Source organism: Streptomyces longispororuber (assembly GCF_024448165.1).
GTDB classification, from domain to species: domain Bacteria; phylum Actinomycetota; class Actinomycetes; order Streptomycetales; family Streptomycetaceae; genus Streptomyces; species Streptomyces longispororuber_A.
Map to the genome: position 1 here is coordinate 1 of NZ_JAMOLN010000259.1, position 12251 is coordinate 12251.

9 protein-coding genes are annotated in these 12251 nt (G+C 73.3%); 5 read left to right on the plus strand and 4 right to left on the minus strand.

Translation table 11 applies throughout. The features are described from left to right. Window positions 1-156: 156 nt before the first annotated feature. Genes M4J07_RS42315 through M4J07_RS42325 form a run of 3 tightly spaced genes read right to left on the minus strand, consistent with a single transcriptional unit; the run spans window position 157 to window position 3266 of the window. Window positions 157-1143 (minus strand): AAA family ATPase, encoded by a 987-nt coding sequence (locus tag M4J07_RS42315; RefSeq protein ID WP_255981557.1) that lies wholly within the window; start codon window positions 1141-1143, stop codon window positions 157-159. Window positions 1144-1176: 33 nt separating this feature from the next. Next, a complete protein-coding gene (locus tag M4J07_RS42320; RefSeq protein ID WP_255981560.1) occupies window positions 1177-2829 on the minus strand; it encodes a VMAP-C domain-containing protein in 1653 nt (550 codons plus the stop codon). Beyond that, the gene (locus M4J07_RS42325) at window positions 2826-3266 is read right to left on the minus strand and encodes a CU044_2847 family protein (protein ID WP_255981562.1); all 441 of its coding nucleotides are present in this window, start codon (window positions 3264-3266) and stop codon (window positions 2826-2828) included. Before M4J07_RS42325 ends, M4J07_RS42320 begins: the two co-directional genes overlap by 4 nt. A gap of 243 nt (window positions 3267-3509) precedes the next feature. On the opposite strand from M4J07_RS42325, the gene M4J07_RS42330 reads away from it, so the two are divergent. The 5 genes from M4J07_RS42330 (at window position 3510) to M4J07_RS42350 (ending at window position 11351) form a co-directional block, all read left to right on the plus strand. Beyond that, window positions 3510-7178 (plus strand): S8 family serine peptidase, encoded by a 3669-nt coding sequence (locus tag M4J07_RS42330; protein WP_255981564.1) that lies wholly within the window; start codon window positions 3510-3512, stop codon window positions 7176-7178. Between the two features lie 363 nt (window positions 7179-7541). Continuing rightward, entirely contained in the window at window positions 7542-8633 is a 1092-nt protein-coding gene (locus M4J07_RS42335; protein ID WP_255981566.1) for an LLM class flavin-dependent oxidoreductase, read from the plus strand. Window positions 8634-8746: 113 nt separating this feature from the next. Next, entirely contained in the window at window positions 8747-9499 is a 753-nt protein-coding gene (locus M4J07_RS42340) for an ABC transporter permease (protein WP_255981573.1), read from the plus strand. Between the two features lie 36 nt (window positions 9500-9535). Further along, window positions 9536-10579, plus strand: a complete 1044-nt coding sequence (locus M4J07_RS42345) for a taurine ABC transporter substrate-binding protein (RefSeq protein ID WP_255981568.1) — start codon at window positions 9536-9538, stop codon at window positions 10577-10579. Further along, complete coding sequence (locus M4J07_RS42350; RefSeq protein WP_255981571.1) at window positions 10566-11351, plus strand: ABC transporter ATP-binding protein; 786 nt, start codon at window positions 10566-10568, stop codon at window positions 11349-11351. Before M4J07_RS42345 ends, M4J07_RS42350 begins: the two co-directional genes overlap by 14 nt. 305 nt (window positions 11352-11656) lie before the next feature. On the opposite strand, the gene M4J07_RS42355 is transcribed toward M4J07_RS42350, so the two are convergent. Then, window positions 11657-12251, minus strand: a 595-nt coding sequence (locus M4J07_RS42355; protein ID WP_305128894.1) for a carboxyl transferase domain-containing protein, incomplete at its 5' end; no start/stop codon positions are given.

Sequence of the window (12251 nt, forward strand, 5' to 3'; positions counted from 1 at the left end):
GGTTCCGCCGGCGCCGGGGGCGGGCCGGGTTCCTCCGCGTCGGGGCCCGGGCCCGCCAACTGCGCGGCGAGCCAGAGCACTTCGGCCAGCTCGACCGGTGTCGGCGCGGTGCCGTCGTCGGTCGCCGCGGTCAGCGCCGCCGCGAGCCGGCCGAGTTCAGCGCGCATCGGGGTCCGGGGTGCCGTCCAGCGCGGGCATGAGGCGCCGGGCCAGCTCGTCGCGGCCCGCGGCGTCCAGGCCCGCCGCCCCCGTCAGGTAGATGGCGTTCAGCAGCTGGTCCGTGGCGAGCTCGCCCGAGGTCGACCGGGACAGGAAGCGGGAGATCAACTGCCGTGCCCCGTCGTCCGGTTCGCCCAGGTGCGCGCGGACGATCTCGGCCAGCTGCGCCTCGTCGGGCCGGTGCAGCCGCAGCGTCACGCAGCGGCGCAGGAAGGCGGGCGGGAACTCGCGCTCGCCGTTGCTGGTCAGGACGACGAACGGGAACGCGCGGCAGCGCACCCGGCCGCGCGCGACGGGGACCCGCCGGTCCGTGCCGTCGGCCCGCACCCGCGCGGCGCCGCCCGCCCGGACCAGTTCGGGGATCTCGTACTGGCCCTCCTCCAGGATGTTGAGGAGGTCGTTCGGCAGGTCGAGGTCGCTCTTGTCGATCTCGTCGACGAGCAGGGCGCGCGGCCGCTCGTGCGGCAGCAGCGCCGTGCCGAGCGGGCCGAGGCGCAGGTGGTCCGCCACGTCGACGTCGCCCGCCTCGCGCGCCGCGTACAGGCGGGACAGCGGGTCGTACTGGTACAAGCCGTCGGCGAGGGTGGCGCGGCTGGTGATGTTCCAGCGGAGCACGGGGCCGAGCCGCAGCTCGCGGGCGACGGCGTACGCGAGCGACGACTTGCCGGTGCCGGGCGGGCCCGTCACGAGCAGCGGGCGCCTCAAGTACAGCGCGGCATTGACCAGTTGGATGCTCTCCGGGGTCGCCCGGTAGGTGTGGGCGCGATGCACCCGGTCGGGCGAGACGGCGGCCTCGTCGTCGGCGTCGCCCGGTGTCGGCAGCGCGGGGCCGCCGTCGAAGGCACGCCAGGGCGGGGGTGCGGGCAGCCGGTCGATGCCGTCGTGCGGCTCGTTCGCGCCGGTGTACACGGGCCACTCGGGCATGATCACTGCTCTCCGTACTCTCCGTCGGCGGGCTCAGGCTACGGGCGACCGGTGCGGCGCTCCGGTCTCGCGCGGGTCGGGGAAGCAGTGCGGGGCGTCCCACAGCAGCTGCACGTCACCGGCCCAGTGGTCGTCCCTGGCGTCCGCCGCCTCCCGTAACTCCATGATCCTGTACGGCAGTTCGGCCAGGTGCGCACCGGTGACATACCGGCCGAGCTCGTCCAGGAACGTGCCGCCCGGGCAGCCGGCGCCGGGCTCGTGGTCCTTCGCGCACCCGGTGCGCGGCCACAGCAGCGCCGGGACGGGCTTGCTCAGCGCCGCGTCGAACCGCGGGTCGGGGACGGCGCCCGGCGGCCGGGCGAACCCCGCCACGTCGGCCACCCGCAGCTCCCGCTGGCTCGCCGCCCCGCCGCCGTCGCAGCCCACCCGGTGCACGGCGCGCACCGGCCGCCCGGCGGAGTCCTGCCAGCGGCGCGTCAGCCGGCGCAGCGGGCCGACCTGGCGGCGCGTGGGGTGGGTGACGACGACGGGGTAGGCGCAGCCGAGCGGGGTCGGGTCGTCGGGGCCCGCGGGCCAGCGGTCCACCGGCCAGTTCAGCCACTTCGGCGGCAGCGTGAACGCCACCAGCTCGTCGGTGCCGGGCGGCAGATGGGCCAGCGCATCGTCGATGACGTCCCGCACGTACGCGGCCACCTCCGACTCGGCGAGCGTGCGCGAGGCGACCGGGTGGCGGCGGCCCGCACTGTAGGCGGACACCTCGACGAGGGCCTGGTCGTCGCCCGCGCCGCTGCGCTGCACGTCGACCAGGACCGGCGTCCAGCGGGGCGCGGCGGCGGGCGGCGCCGGGGCGTCGAGGAGCGCGTCGAGGCGCTCGGTGAACCGGGCGACCGCGTCCGGCTCGTCGACCTCGGACAGTACGTACACGGCCGCCGCCCACAGCGACGCGAAGCCGCCGGGCGGCACGTCGGGCCCGAACTCGCCGACCGCGTACCGGTACAGGCGCTCCGGGTCGCAGTCGAGGTGGGTGCGGGTCGCCTTCTCGATGAGGGTGTGCAGCCGGCCGGTGTCCGGGCGGCCGGCTGCCGGGGCCGGGCAGGGGATGCGGTCGGCGAGGTCGGGCCAGTAGCGGGCCATCACGTCGAGCGGCAGCATCCGGCTGGCCAGGACGCCGCGGCCGCCGGTCGTCTGCGTCACCATGCCGACGACCCGGTGCGAGCCGGCCAGGGTGACCGCGGCGCCGCTGAAGCCGCCCTCCATGGGCTGGCCGTGCCCGTCCAGGGCCACCAGCTCCACCCACTCGTCACCGACCAGCAGATCGGCCTTGGCGCGGTACTCGGCGAGGGTGCCCTCGTCGTAGTGGCGGGGGAAGCCGTACGCGAGCAGCCGCGGCGGCGGATCGCCGAACGCGGCGCCGGGCAGGGCGAATTCGGCGGGCGGGATGTCCATGTCCCGGTCGAGTTCGAGCACGGCCAGGTCGCCGGGCGCGGCGCCACCCCGCCAGCCGCCGTGCAGGTGCAGCCGGGCCCCGACGGGGTCCTCGCCGGGCAGCTGGGGGAAGGTGACGGTGACGGGCGCCTCGTCGGTGATGACGTGTGCGCAGGTCAGCACCATGCGCGGGGTCACCAGGAAGCCGGCGCCGACCTCGGTGCCGCTCACCACGCGGGCCTGCCACTTCGCGCCGTTCATGGGCGGGGCGCGGCTGCCGCCGGGTCGGTGTCCGGCCCCTGGGCGCCGGCCGGCCGTGGCTGATCCTGCTCCGCGCCGGGGCCGCCGGCCTGCGCGTCGGCGCGCCCCTGCGGCGCCCAGCTCAACCGCACCACGAGGTGGCCCTCGGCGGAGCCCTTGGTGATGACCGCGCCCGCCTCGGCCGACAGCTTCACCCCGAACTCGATCTCCACGCCGTCCGGTGAGAGGGGGCCGTCGCGCAGGACGCGCAGGGCCGACTGGGCCGCCGAGCGCACCGAGTCGAGCGCCGTCTCGAAGGTCGTCGTGGCGCGCACGGCGCCGGTCTCGCGGCTGCGGGAGACGAGCCGGGCGCCCGACTCGTCGTCGGCGGGGTCCGCCTCGAACAGGACGGGCCCGGCGGCGCCGTCCTCGACCGTGAACTCGACCAGTCCGTCCATGCGTTGAGCCCCCCGTAGCCGTGCTGTCGTGCCTGGGACCATTGTGGCGCCTGACCGCGGCAGAACTCCAGGTTTCGCGCCGGTCGCCCCGCCTCGTCCCGGGGGAGCGGGCTGGCGGGAAAATGCCAGGGCAGCTTCCCGCCAGCGCACGTCAACAGCCACGAAACACAAGGCCCTTCAGACTCGTCGGAGCACTCGGGTGACACCCCCGCACCCGACGCCTCTACCGAGGAGAGGGCAACGATGACAAGAGGTTCCGCGCGACGCGGCGCGGCCCTGCTGTCGGCCGGTCTGGCGTTCGCACTGCTGCCCACGGCCGGTGCGAACGCGGCGCCGTCCGGGCAGGACGTCGTCCCCGCACAGACCACCAAGGCCGCCCGCGCCGCCCACACGGTGACGCTGGTGACCGGCGACAGAGTGACCGTGACGGACATCGGCGGCGGTAGACAGACCGTCGACGTCAAGCGCCCCAAGGGCGCCGACGGGCTCGTCCGCACCCAGGTGACCGATGGACGGATCAGCGTCATACCCGACGAGGCCCGCCCCTACCTGGCCTCCGGCAAGCTCGACCGGCGGCTCTTCGACGTCACCGGGCTGCTGGAGCAGGGCCTGGCCGACACCAAGGCCGACGCGACCCCGCTGATCGTCACCTACGGCGCCAAGGCGGCCCGCACCGCGGCCGCCGCGCCCGAGGGCGCCGAGCGCACCCGCAGGCTGGACGTCATCGGCGGCGCGGCGCTCGACGCCGACAAGGGCCGCACGTTCTGGAACGACCTGACCACGAAGGCCGGGTACTCCGACGGCATCGGCAAGGTGTGGCTCGACGGCCGCGTCAAGGCCGACATGGCGGAGTCCAACGCGCAGATCGGCACCCCGAAGGCGTGGGAGGCCGGGCTCACCGGCAAGGGCGTCAAGGTCGCCGTCCTCGACACCGGCTACGACACCACGCACCCGGACCTGGCGTCGCGGGTGACGGAGTCGAAGTCGTTCATCGCGGGCCAGGAGGTCGCCGACCGGGCCGGCCACGGCACGCACGTCACCTCCACCGTCGGCGGATCGGGCGCCGCGTCCGACGGCAAGGAGAAGGGCGTCGCCCCCGACGCCACGCTCGCCGTCGGCAAGGTGCTCTCCAACGAGGGCTACGGCGACGAGTCGCAGATCATCGCCGGCATGGAGTGGGCGGCCAAGGACGTCAAGGCCAAGGTCATCTCCATGAGCCTGGGCTCGCAGGAGGGCAGCGACGGCACCGACCCGATGGCCGCCGCCGTCAACACCCTCTCCAAGGAGACCGGCGCGCTGTTCGTCATCGCGGGCGGCAACTCCTACGGCCCCGGCACGATCGGCTCGCCCGGCGCCGCCGACTCCGCCCTCACCGTCGGCGCGGTCGACGCGAACGACGACCGCGCCGACTTCTCCAGCCAGGGCCCGCGGCTCGGTGACAACGGCCTCAAGCCGGACGTCTCGGCACCGGGCGTGGACATCCTCGCGGCCCGCTCCTCGCTGGTGGAGGGCTCCGGCTCGTACACCACCATGAGCGGTACGTCGATGGCGACGCCGCACGTCGCCGGGGTCGCCGCCCTCCTCGCGCAGGCCCACCCCGACTGGACGGGCGCCCAGCTCAAGGACGCGCTGATGTCGTCCTCGAAGCAGCTGGACGACTCCGCGTACGCGATCGGTTCGGGCCGGGTCTCCGTGCCCGACGCGATCGCCGCGAAGGTCACCGCGTCCGGCAGCGTCGACCTCGGCATGTACTCCTGGCCGTACGAGGACAACAAGCCGGTCACCAAGACCGTTACCTACTCCAACTCCTCCGACACGGCGGTGGAATTGGACCTGGCCGTGCAGGGCGGCGCCGCCGGGCTCGCCACGCTCGCCGACTCCAAGCTGACCGTGCCCGCCCACGGCACCGCCTCCACCACCGTCACCGGCGACGGCGCCAAGGCCGCCGTCGGCACGAACTCCGGTCAGATCGTGGCCAGTTCGGGCGGGACCGCCGTCGCGCACACCGCCTTCGGCCTGGTCAAGGAGGAGGAGCGCTACACGCTCACCGTCCACGTCAAGGACCGGGACGGCAAGCCGACCGGCGCCAACCTCATGTACCAGCAGCTCCTCCCGAACGTGGACCCGGTGCCCGCCACCGTCGGCGACTCCGGCACCGTCAAGCTGCGCCTGAAGCCCGGGACCTACTACCTGGACACGTTCCTCGACGTGCGCGGCGCCCGGGGCAAGGACGCGCTGGGCATCGGCTACCTGTCCGACCCCGAGGTCAAGCTCGACGGCGACCGCGAGATCACCCTCGACGGCACGAAGCTGCGCGAGGTCGGAACGCGGGTCTCCAAGGACACCGACCCGCACCAGACCCTCGTGCAGTACGACCGCAAGGCGGGCGGCGCCGACCTCTTCGGCATGGCGCTGCTGCCCATCAAGTACGACTCGCTGTTCGCGCTGCCCACGAAGCCGGTGACCGAAGGCAGTTACGCGTACCGCACCACCTGGCGCGAGTCCCAGCCGCACATCACCGTCGACGGCGTCGACGAGGTGTGGGGCCAGCCCGGCTCCACGCTCCTCACGGGCGACCGCAGGCTCGCCCTGGTGAACGCAGGGGCCGGTGCCCCCGCCGACTACGCGGGCAAGAACGTCACCGGCAAGGCCGCCCTCGTGCACGTCGACGGCAGCCTCACCGAGGCGCAGATCGCGCAGGCCGCCCAGGACGCGGGCGCCAAGGCGCTGTTCCTCACCGACGACAGCCGCGGCCGCCTCAACACCCTCTTCTACAACGAGGACGGCACGGACCGCCCGCTGCAGATCGCGAGCGTCACCAACGCCGACTTCGACCGGCTGCTCGCCAAGCAGCGGCGCGGTGAGCGCATCGCCATGACGGGCATCGAGAACTCCTCGTACTCCTACGACCTGTCCAAGGGCTACCAGAACGCGATCCCCGACAAGAACCTGGTCTTCGCGCCGGGCGCCGGCGACCTCGCGACCGTCGACACCACCTTCTACGGCGACAAGAAGACCGAGGGCAGCGAGTACCGCTACTCCGTCGACCCGTCCTTCCCGGTCGCGGGCGGCTTCCAGGAGCGCTACGGCTTCCCGGGCCACCGCACCGACTACGTCTCCGTCGAGTCCGGCCAGACCTGGCACGAGTCCGTCAACCGCGGCCCCCTGGAGGAGCGCAGCGGCCTGGTCTCGTACAAGGCGGGCAAGCGCACCGCGCTGAACTGGTTCAAGCCGGTCTGGCACCCGTACCTGGGCAGCGGCCTCGGCTGGGGACAGCAGCGGCGCGGTGACCAGCTGCAGTTCAACACGCCCGGCTGGGGCGACTCCGGTCCCGACCACACCGGCTTCGGCGACCCGTACGCCGACGACAGCGGCATGACGCAGACCACCGAGGTCTTCGCGGACGGCGTCAGCCAGGGCCGCAGGACCGGCTCCGCGGCGTACGTGTGGACGGCCGACCCGGCCGAGAAGCCGTACAAGCTCGTCACGGACACGGCGCTCGACCCGGCGGTGTGGGGCACCGGCACCACTGGCCACAGCGAGTGGAACTTCACGTCCGCGCACACCAGCGAGGACGCGTCCGTGTTCCTGCCGCTGATCAACCTGAACTACGACCTCGACACCAGTCTCGCGGGCACGGTGCGCGCGGGCTCGAAGCTCCCCGTCGGCCTGTCCGCCGAGTACGTGAAGGGCGCGACCGGCACCGGCAGGCTCGGCGGCGGCACCCTCCAGGTGTCGTACGACGACGGCAAGACCTGGAAGTCCGTGGCCCTGAAGGGGTCCGGCGCCTCGTGGACGGGCTCCCTGAGCATCCCGCGCGACGCGACGTCGGTCTCGCTGAAGGCGGGCGCGAAGGACGACAAGGGCGGTTCCGTCAGCCAGGAGATCATCCGGGCGGTGGTCGTCAAGTAGCCCAAGTAGCCTTCTGAGCACGGCATGCACGGGCCGGGGCCCGGCGCGGGAACACTCCGCGCCGGGCCCCGGCTGTTTCGGCTGTTTCACATCTCGGAACAGATCTGTCCGGCATCCGGAACGACCTTGTGGGTGTGGTGTGCACCCGGACAGGATGCGGGCATGGCCCCCGTACTCGTCTCGCGTCGTCACGTGGATCTGCTGCGTGTCTCCACGATGCTCTGTCGGGCCAACTCGCGCTGTCGTACGGCCGGTTGCTGAACCAGCACGCCGTAGCGGCACCCCCTTCGCGCTGATCTCCGCGCTCTGACCTTTCCCTGGTAGGGCCTGCCCGTGCGGCGGCCCCGATTCCGAGGTGCCCCCATGCCCGAAAACCACCCTTTGCTGCACTGGTTCCTGCCCACCGGAGGTGACGGCCGCGACCCCGGCGGAGTCACTTCCGTGCAGGCCAGGAGCGGTGCCGCGACCCGGCGGCCGGCCGACATCGGTTATCTGGCGCAGGTCGCGAGCGCGGCCGAGCAGGCGGGGTTCACCTCGTTGCTGACCCCCGTCGGGCTCGGCTGTGTCGACCCGTGGATCCTCACCTCCGCGCTCTCCCAGCACACCGAACGCATCGGCTTCCTCGTCGCCTTCCGCGCCGGCTTCGCCAGCCCCACCCTGCTGGCCCAACAGGCCGACGCCTTCCGGAAGTTCACCGGCGGACGACTGCGGCTGAACGTCGTCACCGGCGGCGACCCCGTCGAGCAGCGCTCCTACGGCGACCGGCTCGCCCACGACCAGCGCTACGGCCGCACCGACGAGGTCATGGCCGTGCTGCGCGACCTGCTGAACGGCAAGCGCATCGACTTCCAGGGCCAGCACGTCCAGGTCGAGGGCGCCCAGCTCACCGACCCGGCCGTCGAGCACCCCGTCCCGCTCTACTTCGGCGGCGCGTCCCCGGCCGCCGAGGACGTCGCCACGCGCCGCGCCGACGTCCAACTCCTGTGGGGCGAACCGGTACCGGCCGTCGCCGCGCGCATCGCCCGGATGCGGGACCGCAATCCGCGGCTCAGGTTCGGCCTGCGCATCCACGTCATCTCACGCGACGACGCGTCCGAGGCGTGGGCGGAAGCGGCTCGCATCCTGGACCGGATGGACCCCGAGGCGATCCGCGCCAGCCAGGAGCGGTACGCCCGGATGGACTCCAGCGCGCAGGCCGCGATGACCGCGCTGCACGGCGGCACCACCGACGGCCTGACCATCGCCCCCAACCTGTGGGCGGGCGTCGGCCTGGTCCGGGAGGGCGCGGGCACGGCCCTGGTCGGCTCCCACGACGAGGTCGCCGAGCGCCTGGACGAGTACCGCCGGGTCGGCGTCGACGAGTTCATCCTGTCCGGCTGGCCCCACCTGGAGGAGGCGTTCCGGGTGGGCGAAGAGGTCGCCCCACGGCTGCGCCGACTGGCCGGTGCGGCGTGACCACGGCCCACCTGAAGGGGCGCGAGGAACGGCGCGGGCAACTACAGGCAACCCGCACCCGACGGAACACGACAACAAGGCGAACGAACCCCCGCAGCACGGCGGCCCGTTGGATCGCGCTCAGAGCCACAGCCCTGGTCGTCCTGCTGGCGGCCTGGCAGACCGTGACCGCAGCCGAACTGTGGCCCCGCGTACTCGTCCCGTCCCCGGCGGACGTCTGGCACGCCTTCACCGAGGGCATGACCACGGGCTACAGCGGCCACACCCTCACCGAACACCTCGCGGTGAGCTTGCGCCGCATCGGCATCGGCACCGGCTACGCGACCCTCGTCGGCGTCCCGCTGGGCCTCGTCATCGGCGCGGTCAAACCCGTCGCCGTCGTCCTCGAACCGGCCGTCACGTTCCTGCGGACGCTGCCCCCGCTCGCCTACCTCTCCCTCCTCGTCATCTGGTTCGGCATCGACGAGTCCCCGAAGATCTGGCTGCTCGTCATCGCCGCGCTGCCCCCGATCGCCGCCGCCACGGCCGCCGCCGTCCGCGATGTGCCGGGCGAACTCGTCGAGGCAGCACGGGCGTTGGGCGCGGGACCGGTCTCGCTGCTGCTGTCCGTGCGACTCCCGGCCGCGCTGCCGGAGATCCTCACCGGCATCCGGATCGCCGTCGGTGTCGCCTACACCTCGGTGGTCGCCGCCGAGACCATCAACGGCGTCCCCGGCATCGGCGGCATGATCCGCGACGCCCAGCGCTACAACCAGACCGCCGTGGTCGTCGTCGGCATCCTCGCGATCGGCTTCTCCGGCATCGTCCTCGACGCCGCGCTCAAGGGCGTCGAGCGGATCGCCGTGCCGTGGCGCGGCCGCACCTGAACTCCCCTTGACCCCACCGCCTTCTGGAGCCCCGCCATGCCCGTCACACCCACCCGCCGCACCCTTCTCGCCGCCACCGCGGCCCTCGTCCTCGCCGGAACCGCAACCGCCTGCGGCACCGGCGGCTCCGACACCGCGTCGGGCAGGACCCAGGTACGCATCGCCTACCAGGCCATACCCAACGCCGACCTCGTCGTGAAGCAGCAGGGTCTGCTGGAGAAGGCGCTGCCGGACGCCGACGTGAAGTGGGTGCGGTTCGACTCGGGCGGCGACGTGAACACCGCCGTCATCTCCGGCGCCGTCGACCTCGGCCTCGCCGGATCGAGCCCGGTCACCAAGGGCCTGTCCGCGCCCCTGGACATCCCGTACAAGGTGCTGTGGATCCACGACGTCATCGGCGACAACGAAGCCCTCGTCGCGAAGAAGGGCAAGGGCATCACATCGGTGAAGGCGCTGAAGGATAGGAAGATCGCCACGCCCTTCGGGTCCACCTCCCACTACTCGCTGCTCGCCGCACTCGCCGACGCGGGACTGAAGGCGTCCGACGTGACCCTCGTCGACCTCCAGCCGCAGGACGCGCTGGCCGCCTGGAAGCGGGGCGACATCGACGCCGCGTACGTCTGGACGCCCACGCTCGGCGAACTGGAGAAGGACGGCACCGTCCTCACCACCAGCCGGAAGATCGCCGACGCCGGCAAGCCCACCGCCGACCTGGGCGTCGTCACGAACGACTTCGCCGAGGAGCACCCCGAGATCGTCACCGCCTGGCTGAAGGCCGAGGACAGGGCCGTCGCCCAGGCCACGTCCGACCCGGACAGGGCCGCGGCCTCCATCGGCAAGGAACTCGGCATCCCGGCCGCCGAGGCCAAGGCCCAGCTGAAGCAACTGCGGCTGCTCAGCGCACGGGAGCAGCAGGGCGCCGACTACCTCGGCACGCCCGGCAGGCCGGGCAGGCTCGCCGCGAACCTGCGGGACGCCGCCGTGTTCCTGAAGGGGCAGAAGGCCGTGGACGCCGTGCCCGCACGGTCCGTGTTCGAGGACGCCCTCGCCGTGCGGGAGCTCGCCGATGCCGTCAAGTGACGTACAGGAAACGGCTGTCGGCGCCGACATCGCGCTGGCCGGGGTCACCGTCCGCTACGGCTCCCCGAAGGCTCCCGTCACCGCCGTCGAGGACGTGACCCTGAGCGTCGGAGCGGGCGAGTTCGTGGTGCTCGTCGGACCGTCCGGCTGCGGCAAGACGACGCTGCTGCGCCTGGTCGCCGGGTTCGAGCGGGCCGCGGCGGGCGAGGTCGACGTGCGCCGCGCGGCCGGGGTCGTCTTCCAGCAGCCGCGCCTCTTCCCGTGGCGCACGGTCGGCGGCAACATCGCCTTCGCGCTCGCCCGGCACGGGGTGCCCAGGGACCGGCGGGCCACGCGCGTCGAGGAGCTGCTGGAGCTGGTCGGGCTCGGCGGCACGGCCCGGCGGCGCACCTGGGAGCTGTCCGGCGGCCAGCAGCAGCGCGTCGCCATCGCCCGGGCGCTGGCCGGCGAACCCCGGATCCTGCTGATGGACGAGCCGTTCGCGGCGCTCGACGCGCTGACCCGGGAGCGGCTCCAGGAAGAGGTGCGCTCCCTCGCCGACGCCACCGGCACGACCGTCCTGTTCGTCACGCACTCCGCCGAGGAGGCGGTGCTGCTCGGATCGCGGGTCCTGGTGATGGCCGCGGGGCCGGGCCGGATCGTCGCCGAGGTGCCCGTCGGGCTCGACCGGGGCGCCGGAGCCGGTGCTGTCGCCGGACTGCGGGCCCTGCCCGAATTCTCCCGGCTGCGCGGTGAGTTGGCCGGGGTGATGCGGGAGGCGGCCGGGCGGTAGACGCGCGAAGGCGCCGCCTCCCCGTGGGACCGGGGGAGACGGCGCCGCGTCGGCGTCCGACGGTGTTACACCAGCCAGCCGACGAAGTGGGCGAGGCCGGCGAGGATGTCGGTGATGAGGTTCATGGTGTTGCGTTCTCCTAGAACTGTGGTGCATGTGTTGGGACTTGCACGTGCATCGCGATGCGGTCGCTACGGTCTGCAGCCCGTTGCTTGCGCACCGTAAGCATCGTTGGTCCCGAGGGCCGCACGCAAACTCTGGAGCGACGATCACCTGTTCCAGGGAACAACTGCTCCCTTGTTCGTTTATGGGGCTTGCCGCGCGATGCCGCGCACCACCCCCAGCTCCACCAAGTCCTGCGGCCTGATCCGGAGTTGGTCCGCGGTGCGTTCCGCCTGGTCCGGCGGCCGTTTGAGGATCGCGGCGGCCAGTTCGGGGGCGATGACCGAGAAGTACGCGTCCGGCGTCACCCAGGTGTTCCCCGGCGCCGCGAGCGCCAGCGCACCCCCCGAGCCGCCCTCGCCGACGACCAGCGTGGTGACCGGGACCGGCGACCCGGCGACCGCCAGGAACAGATCGGCGATCGCCGCGCCCGCGCCCGCGCGCTCCGCCGCCGCGTCGTTGGCGGCGCCCGGGGTGTCGACGAGCGTGAGGACCGGGATGCCGAGCCGGCCCGCGAGGCCGATCAGCCGCGTCGCGGTGCGATAGCCGGCCGGGGTGGTGGCCGTGCCGCACTGGGCCGCGTAGGCGACGGTGCGGCCCTCGTGGGTGCCGAAGCCGCACAGCATGCCGTCGTCGGTACCGCCCGCGCGGTCGCCGCGCAGCTCCCGCCGGTCGGTGAAGTAGTCGGCCACGTAGGCCCCGGCGCGCGGGCGTTCGGGAGACCGGGCGCGGTCGACG